The following is a 16,426-nucleotide window of genomic DNA, read 5'->3' as shown; positions in this document are numbered from 1 at the left end:
CATCGAGAAGGCACGGCTGACGGCGTTGAAGGGCAAGGTCGCGATCGCCAACGCCAAGCTCGCCTATCAGGATTACAAGAAGATATTCTCCGGCGCGCGCTGGGACAAGCTCAAGGCGAAGGGCGCGCAGCCGCAGCGGCTGCTGTGGGCCTCGACGGGCGTCAAGAGCAAGGACTACCGCGACACGCTCTATGTGGAAGAGCTGATCGGACCGAACACGGTCAACACCGTGCCGCCCGCCACGCTCGACGCCTTCCGCGACCATGGCCGGGTGCGCGACAGTCTCGAAGAGAATCTTGATGAGGCACAGCAGGTGCTCGCCGATCTGGCAAACACCGGCATCTCGCTCGACACCATCACGGCTGATCTGGTGACGGACGGCGTCAAGCAGTTCGCCGACGCCGCTGACAAACTTTATGGCGCGGTGGCGCACAAGCGCGGCGCATCGCTGTCAGGCCACCTCGACGCGCAGAAACTGACGCTCGGTGCCGGTATCGCCGAGGCCTTGAAAACCCATACCGAAGAATGGCGCGCATCGGCGAAAATCCGCCGGCTGTGGCAGAAGGACAAATCGGTCTGGACCGGCCAGGACGAGGACAAGTGGCTGGGCTGGCTCGGCAGCGTTGCCGATGAAACCACCAAGCTCGCCGATTATGGCGAGTTCGCCACCTGGGTACAATCGCAGGGCTTCACCGACGCCGTCGTGCTCGGCATGGGCGGCTCGAGCCTCGGGCCGGACGTACTGGCACAGACCTTTGCGCAGGTCGCCGGCTTCCCGAAACTGCGCGTGCTCGACTCCACCGATCCCGCGCAGGTGCGCGCGATGGCGGCCGCAGTGAACGTGGCGAAATCGCTATTCATTGTCTCCAGCAAGTCCGGCGGCACCACCGAGCCGAATGTGATGAAGGATTACTTCTTCGGCGAAGTGAGCAAGGTCGTTGGCGCTGACAGAGCTGGTCAGCATTTCGTCGCTGTCACCGATCCCGGCTCATCGCTGGACAAGGCGGCCCGGGCGCAGTCCTTCGCGCGGATTTTCCACGGCGACCCCACGATTGGCGGACGCTATTCGGTGCTGTCACCATTCGGCCTCGTGCCGGCCGTCGCCGCCGGGCTCGATGTGGCGAAGCTGCTGGGACTCACCCTGTCGATGGTCCGCTCCTGCGGACCGGACGTCCCGCCGGCGGAAAATCCCGGGGTGCAACTTGGCCTGGCGATGGGCAGCGCCGGTCTCGATGGCCGCGACAAGGTCACCATCCTGTCGTCGCCGAAGATCGCCGATTTCGGCGCCTGGGCCGAACAGCTGATCGCCGAATCCACCGGCAAGGACGGCAAGGGGCTGGTGCCGATCGATGGCGAGACGCTGGGCGCGCCCGAGGTCTACGGCCATGATCGCTTCTTCATTGATCTGCGCACCGACGGAGAGAGTGACGCCGTGCATGATGCGAAGCTGGAGGCGCTGGAGAAGGCCGGCCATCCCGTGGCGCGGATCGTGCTGAAATCGATCGACCATATCGGCCAGGAGTTCTTCCGCTTCGAGATCGCCACCGCGATGGCCGGCTCGATCCTCGGCATCAACCCGTTCAACCAGCCGGATGTCGAGGACGCCAAGATCAAGACCCGCGACCTCACGGCCGCGTTTGAGAAAAGCGGTGCGATGCCACTGGAAACGCCGGTAATTTCGACGACTTCCATCGATCTCTACACCGATGACCGCAACGCCTCGGCACTGCGCAAGGCGGGCGCCAATAGCGATCTGGCGTCGTGGTTCAAGGCGCAACTCGACCGCTCCGGCACCGGCGATTACGTCGCTTTGCTCGCTTACATCCAGCGCGACGCCGGCCACATCGCGACGCTGCAAGGCATGCGGATGGCCGTGCGCGACAGCCGGCATGTCGCCACAGTCGCGGAATTCGGTCCGCGCTTCCTGCATTCCACCGGACAGGCCTATAAGGGCGGACCGGACAGCGGCGTGTTTCTGCAGATTACCGCCGAAGACGCCGTCGATCTCGCGGTGCCCGGCCAGAAGGCCAGCTTCGGCATCATCAAGGCCGCGCAGGCGCGCGGCGATTTCGGCGTGCTGACCGAGCGTGGCCGCCGAGCACTGCGGATCCATCTCAAGGGTGACCTCGCGACCGGCCTCGCCGATCTCGACAAGGCCATCCGCGCCGCCCTTCACTGACGACAGGAAACTAAAATGCAGCTTGGCATGATCGGCCTCGGCCGGATGGGCGGCAATATTGTCCGCCGCCTGATGAAGAACGGCCACAGCACCGTGGTCTATGACAAGGACCCGCATGCGGTCGCAGCGCTCGCGGCTGATGGTTCGGTTGGCGGCGCCTCGCTGGAAGAGTTCGTCAGCAAGCTCAGCAAGCCCCGCGCGGTGTGGGTAATGCTGCCGGGCGGCAAGATCACCGAGATGACCATTGATGCGCTGACCGATCTGCTGGAGCCGGACGATGTGATCATCGACGGCGGCAACAGCTTCTGGCAGGATGACGTTCGCCGCGGCAAGACACTGAAGCAAAAGGGCCTGCATTATATCGACGTCGGCACATCCGGCGGCGTCTGGGGCATTGACCGCGGTTACTGCATGATGATCGGCGGCGACAAGGCGGTAGTCGATCGCCTCGACCCGATCTTCAAGACGCTGGCGCCGGGCGTCGGCGACATTCCGCTGACCGCGGGCCGCGACGGTCGCGATCCGCGCATCGAGCAGGGCTATATTCATGCCGGCCCGGTCGGCGCCGGACATTTCGTCAAGATGGTTCACAACGGCATCGAATACGGGTTGATGCAGGCCTATGCCGAAGGGTTCGACATTCTCAAGAATGCCGACCTCGAGGTTCTGCCGGAAGCGCATCGCTTCACGCTCAACCTGCCGGACATCGCCGAAGTCTGGCGCCGCGGCAGCGTGATCCCGTCCTGGCTGCTCGACCTCACCTCCTCCGCTCTGGCGAAGAACGAAACGCTCAGCAGCTATTCCGGCTATGTCGAGGATTCCGGCGAAGGCCGCTGGACGGTGAATGCCGCGATCGATGAGTCGGTGCCCGCGGAAGTGCTGACCGCGGCGCTGTTTGCGCGCTTCCGCTCGCGCAAGGAGCATACTTTTGCCGAGAAGATCCTGTCGGCGATGCGCGCCGGCTTTGGCGGCCACAAGGAGCCGGAGCAGCATCCGCGCCCGGTCCAGCAGGCCGCGCCCGCGATCGCCCAGCCGAAGGCAGACCGGAAGTGATAGACGCCCAGAATGATACCAAAAAACCTGATCCCTGCTCTTTCGTCATTTTCGGAGTCACCGGTGACCTCGCCCATCGGCTGGTGATCCCGGCGCTGTACAATCTCGCCGCCACCAATTTGCTGCCGGAAAAATTCTGCGTGGTCGGCATTGCCCGCGGCGCGATGTCGAACGAGGCATTGCGCGACGACATGATGAAGGGCCTGAAGCAGTTCGCAACCCGAACCGTCGACGACGCCATCGCGCAGCGATTACTGGAATGCGTCACCTTCATCGAGGCTGATCCCAAGGATCCCGCGTCGTTCGACCAGATGCGCGAACAGCTCGACGCACTCGAGGCGCGGCGCGAAACCACCGGCAACCGGCTATTCTACATGGCCACGCCGCCCAGCGCCTTCGCGCCGATCGCGCGCGAGCTCGGTCGCGCCGGTATGCTGCGGGAGAACGGATCATGGCGACGGCTGGTGGTGGAAAAACCGTTTGGCACCGATCTGGAATCGGCCAAGAAGTTGAACGCCGAGCTGCTTGATATCGTCACCGAGCACCAGATCTACCGGATCGACCATTATCTCGGCAAGGAGACCGTCCAGAACATCCTGGTACTGCGTTTCGCCAACGGCATGTTCGAGCCGATCTGGAATCGCAACCACATCGACCACGTCCAGATCACCGTCGATGAAAAACTCGGCGTCGGTCACCGCGGCAGTTTCTATGATGCGACCGGCGCGCTGCGCGACATGGTCCCCAACCATCTGTTCCAGTTGCTATCGCTGGTGGCGATGGAGCCGCCGACCCGATTTGATGCGCATTCCGTGCGCGCCGAGAAGGCCAACGTCCTGGCCGCGATCCAGATCCAGAGCGAGGCCGAGGCGCTGCACAATTCGGTGCGCGGCCAATATATCGGTGGCACCATCGGCGATACCGTGATCGAGGACTATCACAAGACCAAGGACGTCGCCAACGGCAGCACCACCGAGACCTATGCGGCATTGAAGCTGGTGATCGACAACTGGCGTTGGGCCGGCGTGCCGTTTTATTTGCGCACCGGCAAGGCGCTCGGTATCAAGCGAACGGAGGTCGCGATCAAGTTTAAGCAGGCGCCGTTCGCCATGTTTCAAGGCACCCCCGTGGAAGCGCTGTCGCACAATTACCTGGTCATCGGCGTCGAGCCGACCGAGGGCATCGCGCTGCAGTTCAACACCAAGATCCCCGGCCCTGCGATCCGGATCGACGGCGTCGAGATGAAGTTCCGCTACAAGGACTACTTCAAGGCCGAGCCATCGACCGGCTACGAGACGCTGATCTATGACTGCATGATCGGCGACAATATTCTATTCCAGCGCGCCGACAGCGTCGAAGCCGGCTGGCGCGCGGTGCAACCGTTTCTCGAGGCCTGGAAGAATGCCGGCTCCGACGGCCTGAAGAGCTATCGGGCGGGCAGCGAGGGACCGAGCGAAGCCAACGACTTGATGAAACGCGATGGCCGCGTCTGGCGGAAGCTGAGCTAGGCCATGGCAACCGGACGCAAGATCATCGTGGTCGACGACGCGGCTGCGTTGGCGATCGCCGCCGCCGACCGCGTGCTGGCGCGGATCGGTAGCGATCCCGGCCGTATCGCGATCTGCCTGACCGGCGGTTCAAGCCCGACGCAGCTCTACGAAGTGCTGGGCAAGCCACCCTATCAAAGCCGGATTCCGTGGGATCGCGTGCACTGGTTCATCGGCGACGACCGCTTCGTCGCGGTTTCCGATCCACTCAACAATATGAACATTGCGCGGCAGATTTTTCTCGACCGCTGCGCGCCTGCCGCCAATATCCATCCGATCGACACGCAGGCGCACAGCCCCGACGAGGCCGCGGCTCTGTATCAGCGTCTGCTGCTGGAATTTTACGGCGCCGACCGGCTCGATCCGGCGCGCCCGCTGTTCGATCTGGTGCTGCTCGGCGTCGGACCCGATGGTCATGTTGCCTCGCTGTTTCCGGGATACCCGGCCATCGAGGTGACCGACCGATGGGTCGTCGGCGTGCCGGAGGCGCATGTGGCGCCATTCGTGCCGCGCGTCAGCCTGACGCTGCCGGCGCTGGCCTCATGCCGCGAGATGCTGTTCCTGACCGCCGGCTCCGGGAAACGGCCGATCCTGACGCGCGTGCTGGGCGGCGAGGATCTGCCAGCCAACCGTGCGCATTCCCGTGACGGCGAAACCGTCTGGCTGTGCGATCGCGCCGCGCTGCCGGAGAATTTTCGTGCTTGATCACGAAGCGCCTTGCGCGCTGATCGTGATGGGCGTCGCCGGCTCCGGCAAGAGCACCATCGCCGAGGCGCTGGCCGCGAAGCTCGGCTGGCGCTTTGCCGATGGCGACGCGTTCCACCCCGCCAGCAATGTCGCCAAGATGAGCGCCGGGCATCCGCTGACCGACGACGATCGCTGGCCATGGTTGCAGGCGATCGCCGATGAAATCGACGCCGTCGCCGACCGCGGCGGCCAGATCGTGGTCGCCTGCTCGGCGTTGAAGCGGGCCTATCGCGACGTGCTGGTGCATGGCCGCGATGACGTCCGCCTCGTCTATCTCGACGGCAGCCAGCCATTGATCGCCGAGCGTCTCGCGTCGCGAAAAGGCCACTTCATGCCGCCCGGCCTGCTCGACAGCCAGTTCGCCACGCTGCGGCCGCCCGGCACGGACGAAAGCCCGATCACGGTTTCGATCAATGCTACGGTCGATGTCATCATCACCGCTATTCTCGCTCAACTCACCGACAGGAAAATGCCATGACCCGCATCGCGCTCGTTGTCTCCGATGTGGATGGCACCATGGTGACCAAGGACAAGCGGCTGACCGACAAGGTCCTGGCCGCCGTGCAGAGACTGCACGATGCCGGCATCGGCTTCACCATCACCTCGAGCCGGCCGCCGGTCGGCATGCGCTTTCTGGTGGCGCCGCTCGGCATTACGCTGCCGATCGGCCCGTTCAACGGCAGTTCGATGGTCGATGCGCATCTGAAGCCGATCACGCAGCACCTGATCCCCGAAGCCGCCGCGAAACGCAGCATCGAGGTGCTCGCCGAATACGGCGCCGACATCTGGCTGTTCACCAATGACGAATGGCTGATCAAGCGCGACGACGGCAAATATGTGCCGCACGAGCAGAATACCATCCAGCACGAGCCGGTGATCGTCGATGATTTCGCGCCGTTCCTTGCCAACGCCTGCAAGATCGTCGGCGCCAGCGCCGATTATGCGATGCTGGAGCGCTGCGAGGCGGCGGTGCAGCAAGCGCTCGGCGATCAGGCGGTCGCGGTGCGGTCGCAGCATTATTATCTCGATATCACCCCGCCTGCGCAGGACAAGGGCACCTTCGTCACCGCGATGGCGCAGCGGCTCAACATCTCCCCCGAGGCCATCGCCACGATCGGCGACATGCGCAACGATCTGGCGATGTTCAGGGTGTCCGGCCTGTCGGTGGCGATGGGCAACGCCACCGACGACGTCAAAGCGCAGGCCACCGACGTCACCACCTCCAATGAAGAGGACGGCTTTGCCGGCGCGGTCGAGATCATCTTGAAGCACAACGCCGCGACGCCGGCCTGAGCGCCAGCGCGGCCTCGCGGCGGTCCTGCTGGATCTCGGCATAGACATCCTGGACCAACGACCGCATGACCTTGTCCGGCAGCGGAACGGCCAGTCCCATGATGCAATCTTCTGCCATGCAGCGTCTGGCGCGGCGACAGGCTCGATCCGCGCATCGCTCGAAGCCGCGGTACATTTCCGATATTTCGCGCCGGACCTGTCGCACCGCCTGCTGCCAGTCGGCGTCGCACTGGGCTTTGAACGCCACCGCCTCCGCCTCGCTTTCGCGGTCGTCGAGAAAATCCTTGTCCCATTCTGTCGTGGCCATGTCATCGCTCTCCATTGCGGGAATGATCGCGGCACGCCGCCGCGCCGGGCGCGCGAAAGCGGCGCCCGCAAATCAGTTGCGTGATCGGTAGGTCCAGCAGGCCTCCCAAGTGAGGGAGGCGGAGCGCCGAAAGGCGCGCCTTCAGGTAGTTGGCCGCGGCGTGATCCCCGGATCGCCGGAAACCAGAGGCCGCGGAAACGCCTTTCGACGCTCCACCGCGGCGATTTCTGTCCCCGGGGCCGTTCTTCCGGGCCAGCACGTGACCTCCGAAGAGGACACTCCGGCGAGATTTCCCCGCCTTTCGCCGACCGCGTCCAGCCATTCAAGGCAGGCTCCCGTATTGGAGCCGGACGGCCACCCAGGGCCTCCCGAGTGCGCAGGGCAACGTCTGCCCCGCGCCCGCAGGCGCCGCCCCCCACCCCGCACCTCCAAGCGTCCCAGGAAACGCCCCTCAGTGGGATGAGGTAATTAGGCTTATAATCCGAAAAGGAATATTGTCAATACGGGTTCGTTGGCCGGCACATTCTTTTGGCGGAGCGGCAGGCGGACAGTGTCGTAGCATGGCCTGCATGAGCGCCTGCGAAATGCGGGAAACATAATTTGATTTGGCTTTTAGATGCTGCTTGCTTGTATAGCAGCGCTTTGCCGTGCCGCAGATGAAGTTATTGGGATTATTATCTGACTTCCTGAAGGCTTTCCGATAGGCTCAAAGACGGCTAATGTTGCGGCATGACGGTTCTGTTCGACAAGGCCATGCAGTCGGTGCGCGAGCTTCCAGCAGAGACGCAGGATTCACTTGCGCGCATGCTGTTGCAGTTTGCCGGTATCGATCAGGCGTCGATCAAACTGAGCGATGCAGACGCAGCTTCTTTTGACGAATCTCTTGCTCAGGCTGAACGTAGCGAATTCGCTACCGACGAACAGGTTCGCGCCATCTGGGCGAAGCATGGCCTGTGAAGCTTCGCTATACGATCCGTGCCGCTGCCGAACTGGACCTAATCCTGCAATCGATCGATATCGCATCGCCCCAAGGCGCCACGCATGTCAAGCAGCGGCTTCACGCGGATTGATCTGTTGTTGTAATATCCCAAATCGGGACGCCTAACCCAAAAAACTGGTCTGCGTCGCATCGTCGCTTTTCCTTATCCATACCTTGTGTTCTATCGCGCCAACGCCACCGAGATCGTGATCCACGGCATTCGCCACAGCGCGCGGGGCAACTCCCTCGCCTGAACCGCTGAAATATGCTGTGTCACCTTGCGCATCTGTACGTTAGCGCCGCGCCTTTGGCGCAGTTTTATCATCATTCATCCTAACTACTTCAGGACCTGCACCATGCCGCCAGCGTGGACGGCGTGATGCCGGCGGTGACGATTCCGACCATCAGGATGGCGACGCCGACGGCATTGCGCAGCCACAGCGACACCGCGCGGCGGCGCAACAGCGGCAGGCCGAGGCCCGAGGCGACCAGCATCGGCAGGGTGCCGAGGCCGAAGCCGGCCATCACCACCGCGCCATTGGCCCAGGAGCCGGACAGCATGGCGTAGAACAGCGTCGCATAGACCATCGCACAGGGCAGGAAACCCCAGACCGCGCCGCTCAGCAGCAGCGCCACCGGCGCCGGCAGATGCGCGGCCCGGGCGAGCGAGCCCATCAGCCCACTGATCCGCGACGCCAGGGCATAGAGCCCCGTCGGCAGCGGCAGCATCTCCAGCATCGACAGCCCGATCCAGCCCAGTGCCGCCGCCGCCGCCCAGCGCAATATGGTGTTGGCCAGCGCATGATCGAACGCGCCGAAGATTCCTGATCCGAGCCCGCCGACCAGCGCGCCCGCGAGGATGTAACTGCCGATCCGGCCGGCGTTGATGAGCATGGTGGTCAGCAGCAGATCGCGGGTAGCACGATCAGGACCGGTGGCGAAGTGCAGGCTGGCGGCGATGCCAGTACACATGCCGAAGCAATGCAGGCTGGAAGACAGCCCGAGCAGCAGCCCCGCGACGACAAGCGGTTGGTCGAAGGCGAACATCAAGCGGTCCCTTGGCACATCCAGGCAGCCTACGACGTAGCCGCGACCGGCAACTTGCGCAGGGTCAAGGTGGGACGCCGTGCCGTCAGGCAGGCTTGCGCTGCCGCGCCGTCGGGGTGATACCGGCGGACGACACCTTCGAACAACCTGTCGGGCGCCCGACGGCCGCCTTAGAGTCGCCGCGAGGCGCCGTGCATGTCACGGTGTATTTTCCGCCATTCCGGCACCTGAATCATCATCCAGAGGACTTTTCATGCGCGTTTCCCTTCGCAATGCCCTTGTCGCCGCTACGCTTGCCCTTGCCGGGCTCGGCGCCTCCTCCGCGGCGCGGGCCGACAGCGGCACGATCCGGATTTCGGTGCTGAAGGGCGGCTGGTTCATCGGCGCGTCGGGCGGCTCGGGCACGCTGACGTTTCGCGGCCGCACCTACCCGCTGTCGATCGGCGGGTTGAGCGCCGGCCTGGTGTTCGGCGCGTCGCAGACCTATCTGTCCGGTCGCGTCAGCAACATCTTTCGTCCATCGGACGTGGCGGGCGTCTATGGCGCCGGCGGCGCGGGGGCCGCGGTCGGCCGCGGCGTCAGCGCCATCGTGCTGGCCAATCAGAACGGCGCGGTGCTCGAACTCAGCGGCCGCCAGACCGGGCTGATGATCAATGCCGATCTGAGCGGACTGGCGATCTCGATGAGGTAATCTTGAAGCACGGGGCCAGCGGGAGTCCGCCGGCCCCGATCTTCGCGATGCCGTGTCACATTGAGGATTTCATCATCCCCATCTTCTGCGCCCTCATGTAGCTCTTGCAGGCGCCGCGCATGTCGCCTTTGGACATCTGCGTATTGGCCATCGCCATTTCCTTCATCATCCCCATCTTGCCGGGGCTGTCGGGCATGGCGCCGCCCGCGTTAATCGATTTCATCATGTTCTCGCTGGAGCAGGCCATCATCGCGGCGGAAGCCGGGCTGCAGGTGGCGGCGACGGTGACGATCGCGGCGGCGGCAATCAGGAATTTCATGCGTCTCTCCCAAGGCGGCGCAATTGCCGCTGGCGACACAATAAATTTCCATCCGTTCGGTTCCTGACGGACGACTATTTCGCGATTATGGCGGCCGATAGCACAAAGGCGCAGTGCGCGATGCGCCGCATAGAACGAACTCAGCCGACCAGTCCCTTGGCGGGCTTCACCATTCCGCTGTCGGGAAATACCCGCTCCGCCAGCACGCGCTCGCTCAGGCCCAGATGGTCATGCAGCACGCCCTTCAGGATGGCGCGCAGATCGGTGGTCGGCGCGAGGTCGCGGGCCTCGAACAGATTGGCGGGTTTCAGCCCCGGCCAGTCCGCAATCACCCGGCCGCCCTTGACCGCGCCGCCAGCCAGCAGCGCCACCGTGCCGGTGCCGTGGTCGGTTCCCTCGGTGCCGTTGATCTTCGCGGTACGGCCGAATTCGGTGGCGACCACGATCACGGTGTCGCGCCAATGCGCACCGAGCCCCTTTTCGAAATCCGCCAGCGCGCCATCGAGGCCGCCGAGCAACTGCGCCAGCCGGCCGACCGGGCCGCCCTCCTGCGCATGGGTATCCCAGCCGTCGAAGGCCAAAGCCGCGACGCGCGGGCCGTCATCGGCGGCCATCAGCTTAGCGGCGCCGCGCGCCACCTGGCGCATCGCCTCGACGGCGTTGCCGCCCGACTTCGGCTTCATCTCGTCGCCGATGGCGATCTTGTCGAGTTGCAGGCCCTGCGACAGCGCCTGTGCCAGCGCCGGGTCGCGGTGCCGATAGAGCTCGACCAGCCGGGTTGCGGTGTCGTCCGCCGCCGTCGGCAGATTGACCGGCGCCCAGCCGACGGTCGGCGCCGCGCCGCGCAGCACCAACGGCGTGGTCGGCCCTATCGCGAGACCGGAGGTGACGCGTTCGCCGGCCGGCAGCGCCTCGATGGCGCGGTTGAGCCAGCCGGACTGCACCCGGCCGGGCCCGGCAAAGCCGCTCTCCAGCACGTCCTGGCCATCGAAATGCGAACGCTCGCGATAGGAAGTGGCGACCGCATGCACCACCGCCGCTTTCTTGTCGCGGTACATGCGGGCAAATTCCGGCATCGCCGGATGCAGGCCGAAAAACGAATCCAGCATCGAAGCGGGATGCGCGCCGTCTTTGGCCAGCGCGATCGAGCCGTGCAGGCCGGCGTAATCGGGATCGCCGATCGGCGCCACGGTGGCCAGGCCATCGAGCGCGCCGCGCAGGATGATCACCACCAGCCGCGGATCGCGCGCATCCGCCGCGCGGGCAAATTTGGGGATGTAGGCCCAGGCGGCAAAGGCTGCGCCACCGAGCAGCAAGGCGCGGCGCGAGGCACGCCACGACGTCCGGCTTTCGCAATCCATCGTCATCTCCTCTGGAATTCGGGCGACATCAGCAGCAGCGCCAGCGCCTGCTGCCGGGTCTCCGCGCGTGCGATGGTCTGGCGAGTTTCATTGGAAGCCGCGTCGCCGGCGACGATTTCGAGCAGTTCACGAGCATCGACGCTGTCGGCGATCTTCGATGATACTTGCGCCGCGATATCGAGCCGAAGCTTCATGCCTTCCGGCACGGCCCAGGCGGCATTGCTGTCGGGAAATCCGTTCGGCCCCGCCGGCGTCCATAGCGGCTGGCCGAGCATGTTGAGGCTGCCGATGTAGCGGCCGGGATCTTCCGGAATCCGCGCCAGCACCCGGCCGGTGGCGATCAAATATTCGTAGGGCGTGCGCACTTTGGTCAGCCGCGCTTTCCAGGCCTCGTCGGAATCGAGCAGCGCGATCGCCATCGCCTTGAGGTCGCCGTCGGACTTTTTGAACATCGCTTCTAGCTTGCCAACCAAAGCCGGCGGCGGGGCATCGGCGACAAAATGCTGCGCGAACTTTGTTGCGATGAATTTCGCGGTCGATGGATGCCGCGCGATGTCAGCCAGCGCCGCTTCGCCCTGCGTCACGCCGCTGTCGTCATAGCTCTTGCCGAGCAGGGTCTGCGCGCCGGGCTCATGCGCATTGGCATTGAAGGCAAAACTGCCAGGCGTTCCGATCTTGCCGTCGCGGCCGGCAAAGGTCCAGCCGGTGATGATGCGTGCCAGCGCGGTGACGTCGCCTTGCGCATAGCCGCCGCCAACGCCCAGCGTATGCAGCTCCATGATCTCGCGGGCGAGGTTCTCGTTGAGGCCGCGCTTGCCATGCTGGCCGGCCTTTGACTCCGGGCCGATCGACTGCTGGTTGTCGAGAAAGAACAGCATCGCCGGGTGCTGCTCGACGGCGCGCAGCATGTCGCTGAATTTGCCGAGCACGAACGGACGGATAGCCTCGCGCTCGAACGAGCCGGCCCAGATCCGCGCCGGTTCGCCCTTATTGGCCGAGATGCAAAAATGGTTCGACCAGAACACCACCAGGCGCTCGACAAAGCCGCCTTCGGCCAGCGTGGCGCGCTGGATCCGCGCCAGCGATTCCGCGCGAAACACTTTTTGCACGACATTGGGCGGCGGCGGTGGCGCAGCCGCCGGCTTTGCCGCATCGGGCTGCACCGTCATGGTGGTGTTGCCGGTCATCGCCACCGCGTCGGGCTTGACGTCCATCACGGACGCGGCTTCGCTCGGCGCCCTGGCGGCGGCCTCGCGCGCGGTCTTGACCTCGAGCTGATAGGCGAACAGCGCCTGCGCCAGCGCCGGCGTCGATTGCAGGCCGGGCAGTTCCAGCAGCACGGCATTGGGCCGCGAAAGCTCGGCCTTCACATAGCCGCGCGGATCCGATGCCGCATTGAGGATATCGCCGGAAGCGCCGCCACGGGCGCCGAAGCCAAAGCGGTTGAGCGCGACAAGCGCGCCTTGCGGATCGCGGGCCATCGGAAGTTCCCTGGAGGCGCTTATGCAATGATCGAGCATCGCATTATAGCGCGCAGCCCGATGAACCGCCGATGAAGATTCCGATTAAGGTTCGACGCGGCATCGGCCAACCGGCTGTACAGAAACGGTCGGAGCCCGGGACATATCGACGCGATACCTGCGCGAGCTCGCCGTCGATCACCAAATGTCCGGCTTAAGCGGCCAGTTTGCGATCGAATTCGCCGTCCGCCGCGGTTTGGCCATGTTCGCGTCCGGTCACGGCAAAATGTGTTCGCACTTCATGAAGGTTTTGCGCCGACCGTCGGCCGCGCCCGACAGCCCACTCGTTCCGACCTCACGGAGATTCATGAGACATCCAGTTGCGCTCGAGCTCTTTCGTCCGATGCGCCCGTTGCATCGCCTCGCGTTCGGCGCGGCGCTGCTGTCGGGACTGCTCGCCAGTCCGGCGCTGGCGGTGGAGCACGGCCTGTCGCGTGACGATGTCAGGACGATCGGCGAGGCGACGCAGCTCGCGCGCAGCGGCAAGGCCACCGCCGCGACCGCGCGGCGTGACCAGATCCGCGATCCGCTCGGGCGCCGGCTGGCTGAATGGGTGATCCTGCGATCCGACGACAATGACGCCGACTTCGCGCGCTACGCCGCGTTCATACGGGCCAACCCGGATTGGCCGGGCATCGTCCTGCTGCGGCGGCGGGCCGAGGCGCGGCTGTGGACGGAGCAGGCCGACGCCGGCACGGTGATGGCATTCTTCGCGCAATACCAACCGCGCAGCACGCTGGGCCGGCTGGCGATGGCACGCGCGCAATGGACGCGCGGCAACGCCACCGCGGCGACTGACTATGCGCGGCTGGTGTGGCAGGCCGACGGGCTTTCGGCCAAACTCGAAACCGAGATTCTAGCGACTTTCGGACGCCAGCTTACCTCCGCTGATCACCGCGCCCGGATGCAGGCGCGGCTCTATGCCGATGACCTCACGACCGCGAAACGGGCCGCCGCCCGGCTCGGCGCTACCGAACTGGCCATCGTCGCGGCCCGCATCGCCGTAAGAAGCAACAGCCCGCAGGCCAAGGCGCTGCTGGCGGCGGTGCCGGCGGCCGGGCGCAGCGATCCCGCTTTTCTGTTCACGCGCGCGCAGTGGCTGCGGCGCCACGACCAGAGCGCGCAAGCCGCGCAGACGATGATCTCGGCGCCACGTGCCGCCGACGCGATCCGCGATCCCGACGTCTGGTGGGTCGAGCGGCGCGCACTGGCGCGGCAACTACTCGACGGCGGCCATGCGCGGCTGGCCTATCGCACCGTGTCGGACGCGGCCCCCGCGAAAGACACCTACCAGGTCGATCGCGCCTTCATGATGGGATGGATCGCACTGCGCTTCCTGCGCGACCCGCCAACCGCCGAGAAGAACTTCGCCAGGATATTGACGGTCACGTCGCAGCCGACCTCGGTCGCGCGCGCGCATTACTGGATGGGACGAACCGCGCAGGCCCGTCACAACGCCAAGTCGGCGCGTCAGCACTACCAGGTCGCGGCCGAGCATTCGACCACCTATTATGGCCAGCTCGCCTGCGCCCGGCTCGGCTGCCGCGACACCCGTTTGCGCAAGCCGCCCTCGGCCGATGTCCGGCAGGCCAGCATTGCGCAGCGTGACCTGCTTCGCGCCGCCGAGCTGTTGTACCTGACCGGCAACCGCAAACTAGTGGTGGCGTTCGCCGCCGGTCTCGGCGCCACCGCCGACCGTGCGTTACTGGTGCAGATCGCCGGGGTGGCCGCGCGCCGCCACGACGCCGGCGCCATGCTGGCGATCGGCCGCGCGGCGGTGAACCGCGGCATGGCGTTCGATAACTACGCTTTTCCCGCGACCGGGCTGCCGGAGTTCGCGCCGCTCGGGCCGAAGGCCGACAAGAGCCTGGTCTATGCCATCACGCGGACCGAAAGCGCCTTCAACCCGCAGGTCGTCTCCGGCGCCAAGGCCACCGGCTTCATGCAGGTTACTCCCGCCGCCGGCCAGACGCTCGGCCGCCGCATGGGCTTCGCCTTCGACGCCAAGGCGCTCAGCAATGATCCGAGCTACAGCCTGCGGCTCGGCTCCGCCGAGATCGTCAACTTGCTGAACGATTATGAGGGCAACCACGTGCTGGCCTTGATCGGCTATAATGCCGGGCGCGGACGCGTCAAGCAGTGGATCGCGCGTTACGGCGACCCGCGCCGGCGTGAGGTCGACGTGATCGACTGGGTCGAACGCATCCCGTTCGCGGAGACGCGCAATTATGTGCAGCGCGTGCTGGAGAATCTGCAGGTCTACCGCGCCCGGTTCGGCAAACCGGCGCTCGGCATCGAGAGCGATATGCAGGGCGCGGGCTAAACGAAGCCGCACTGACGGCCGAATCGCGCTGGCCATCGCGGCGCGGCGATCGAGTTGGCCTCGCGGCGGCGGCGGCGTATGGTTTGCGGGAATGTCTGGCCAGGGTTGACGGACGATATGACAGATCAGATCGACACGGCGCGGCCGCCCGGCCGCCGCCTTGCTTGCGCCGAATGCGGCACAGAATTCGTCTGCGACCTCTCCGGCGACTGCTGGTGCGCGGCGGAGACGTCCGTGCTGCCGATGCCCATGACGTCGGGCGACTGCCTGTGCCGGGACTGCCTGCGCAAGAAGTCCGGCGTGGCCGCCCCGAAATGGCATGTCGAGGCGGTGCTGCTCGACATGGACGGCACACTGCTCGACACCGAGCGGGTTTATCTGGCGAGCCTGAACACCGCGCTGGAAGCGCTCGGCTACCCCGACGGCACCGCCATCGGTCATTCCATGATCGGCATCCCCGGCCCGGAATGCGAGAGCATCCTGCGCGAGCATTTTGGCGCCGACTTTCCGATGCCGGCGCTGAACGAGGCCTATATCGCCTGCCGCGACGAGATCTTTCGCAGCGGCATGCCGCTGAAACCGGGCGCGGTCGAATTGCTCGACGCACTGCGCCGGGCCGCCTGCCCGATCGCGCTGGTGACGTCGTCGTCGCGCCACACCGCCGAACAGCATCTGACGCTCGGCGGGATTCGCGGCCATTTCAAGACCATGCTGACGCGCGACGATGTCGCGCGCGGCAAGCCCAGCCCCGAGCTCTATCTGCTGGCCGCGCAGCGGCTCGGCATACGGCCGCAGGCCTGCATTGCGATCGAGGATTCCGGGCCCGGCATCGCCTCGGCGCATGCCGCCGGCACGATCCCGATCCTGGTGCCGGACATCCTGCCGCCCAGCGCCGTGACGCTGGCCAAATGCGCCGCCGTCGTGCCCGATTTGCATGTCGCGCTCGCCACGCTGCGGCAGCGGGCCGGGCTCGGCGCCTGATCACTCCACTAGAGCGGGATGATTTAGTTTAGTTCAAATCACTGGCCCCGTCATTGCGAGGTCCGGGAAAGCCAATTGG

15 protein-coding genes are annotated in these 16,426 nt (G+C 65.4%); 11 read left to right on the top strand and 4 right to left on the bottom strand.

The features are described from left to right. From Q0S16_RS24550 to Q0S16_RS24525, 6 genes are all read left to right on the top strand, one after another. On the top strand, positions 1 to 2,179 hold a 2,179-nt coding region (locus Q0S16_RS24550), incomplete at its 5' end, for a bifunctional transaldolase/phosoglucose isomerase (RefSeq protein WP_295854530.1). A gap of 15 nt (positions 2,180 to 2,194) precedes the next feature. Further along, a complete protein-coding gene (gene gnd, locus Q0S16_RS24545) occupies positions 2,195 to 3,232 on the top strand; it encodes a phosphogluconate dehydrogenase (NAD(+)-dependent, decarboxylating) (protein ID WP_295854527.1) in 1,038 nt (345 codons plus the stop codon). Continuing rightward, positions 3,232 to 4,740, top strand: coding sequence for a glucose-6-phosphate dehydrogenase (zwf, locus tag Q0S16_RS24540; protein WP_295854533.1), 1,509 nt, complete (start codon positions 3,232 to 3,234; stop codon positions 4,738 to 4,740). Before gnd ends, zwf begins: the two co-directional genes overlap by 1 nt. Before the next feature lie 3 nt (positions 4,741 to 4,743). Further along, positions 4,744 to 5,484, top strand: a complete 741-nt coding sequence (pgl, locus tag Q0S16_RS24535) for a 6-phosphogluconolactonase (RefSeq protein WP_295854524.1) — start codon at positions 4,744 to 4,746, stop codon at positions 5,482 to 5,484. Beyond that, entirely contained in the window at positions 5,477 to 6,004 is a 528-nt protein-coding gene (locus Q0S16_RS24530) for a gluconokinase (RefSeq protein WP_295854522.1), read from the top strand. Before pgl ends, Q0S16_RS24530 begins: the two co-directional genes overlap by 8 nt. Beyond that, positions 6,001 to 6,819, top strand: coding sequence for an HAD family hydrolase (locus Q0S16_RS24525; RefSeq protein ID WP_295854519.1), 819 nt, complete (start codon positions 6,001 to 6,003; stop codon positions 6,817 to 6,819). Before Q0S16_RS24530 ends, Q0S16_RS24525 begins: the two co-directional genes overlap by 4 nt. Here the strand turns inward: Q0S16_RS24525 and Q0S16_RS24520 are convergent. Continuing rightward, positions 6,785 to 7,126: a hypothetical protein gene (locus tag Q0S16_RS24520; RefSeq protein WP_295854517.1), complete on the bottom strand. Its 342-nt coding sequence runs from the start codon at positions 7,124 to 7,126 to the stop codon at positions 6,785 to 6,787. The two genes, Q0S16_RS24525 and Q0S16_RS24520, sit on opposite strands and share 35 nt — an antisense overlap. 729 nt (positions 7,127 to 7,855) lie before the next feature. On the opposite strand from Q0S16_RS24520, the gene Q0S16_RS24515 reads away from it, so the two are divergent. After that, on the top strand, positions 7,856 to 8,083 hold the full coding sequence (locus Q0S16_RS24515; RefSeq protein WP_295854514.1) for a hypothetical protein: 228 nt from the start codon (positions 7,856 to 7,858) through the stop codon (positions 8,081 to 8,083). A 364-nt stretch (positions 8,084 to 8,447) separates the two neighbouring features. Here Q0S16_RS24515 and Q0S16_RS24510 read toward each other — a convergent pair whose 3' ends face one another. Continuing rightward, a complete protein-coding gene (locus Q0S16_RS24510; protein WP_295854512.1) occupies positions 8,448 to 9,152 on the bottom strand; it encodes a sulfite exporter TauE/SafE family protein in 705 nt (234 codons plus the stop codon). 253 nt (positions 9,153 to 9,405) lie between these two features. On the opposite strand from Q0S16_RS24510, the gene Q0S16_RS24505 reads away from it, so the two are divergent. Further along, positions 9,406 to 9,843, top strand: a complete 438-nt coding sequence (locus Q0S16_RS24505) for a hypothetical protein (protein WP_295854509.1) — start codon at positions 9,406 to 9,408, stop codon at positions 9,841 to 9,843. Positions 9,844 to 9,986: 143 nt separating this feature from the next. Next, entirely contained in the window at positions 9,987 to 10,229 is a 243-nt protein-coding gene (locus Q0S16_RS26465; RefSeq protein WP_366517860.1) for a hypothetical protein, read from the top strand. Between the two features lie 73 nt (positions 10,230 to 10,302). Here Q0S16_RS26465 and Q0S16_RS24495 read toward each other — a convergent pair whose 3' ends face one another. Both Q0S16_RS24495 and Q0S16_RS24490 read right to left on the bottom strand, forming a co-directional pair. Beyond that, on the bottom strand, positions 10,303 to 11,529 hold the full coding sequence (locus Q0S16_RS24495) for a DUF1501 domain-containing protein (protein ID WP_295854503.1): 1,227 nt from the start codon (positions 11,527 to 11,529) through the stop codon (positions 10,303 to 10,305). Further along, positions 11,526 to 13,004 carry a DUF1800 family protein gene (locus tag Q0S16_RS24490; RefSeq protein ID WP_295854500.1) on the bottom strand — a complete coding sequence of 493 codons (1,479 nt, stop codon included), beginning with the start codon at positions 13,002 to 13,004 and terminating at the stop codon, positions 11,526 to 11,528. The genes Q0S16_RS24495 and Q0S16_RS24490 overlap by 4 nt, the downstream gene beginning before the upstream one ends. 346 nt (positions 13,005 to 13,350) lie before the next feature. Here Q0S16_RS24490 and Q0S16_RS24485 point away from each other — a divergent pair, with 346 nt between their 5' ends. Then, positions 13,351 to 15,366 carry a lytic transglycosylase domain-containing protein gene (locus tag Q0S16_RS24485; RefSeq protein WP_295854498.1) on the top strand — a complete coding sequence of 672 codons (2,016 nt, stop codon included), beginning with the start codon at positions 13,351 to 13,353 and terminating at the stop codon, positions 15,364 to 15,366. A gap of 117 nt (positions 15,367 to 15,483) precedes the next feature. Next, the gene (locus tag Q0S16_RS24480) at positions 15,484 to 16,347 is read left to right on the top strand and encodes an HAD family phosphatase (protein ID WP_295854494.1); all 864 of its coding nucleotides are present in this window, start codon (positions 15,484 to 15,486) and stop codon (positions 16,345 to 16,347) included. Positions 16,348 to 16,426: the final 79 nt, after the last annotated feature.

This window comes from Tardiphaga sp. (assembly GCF_025356345.1).
In the GTDB taxonomy this organism is placed as follows: Bacteria; Pseudomonadota; Alphaproteobacteria; order Rhizobiales; family Xanthobacteraceae; genus Tardiphaga.
The sequence above is the reverse complement of the archived record's forward strand: the minus strand, read 5'-3'. Positions and strand labels throughout refer to the sequence as shown.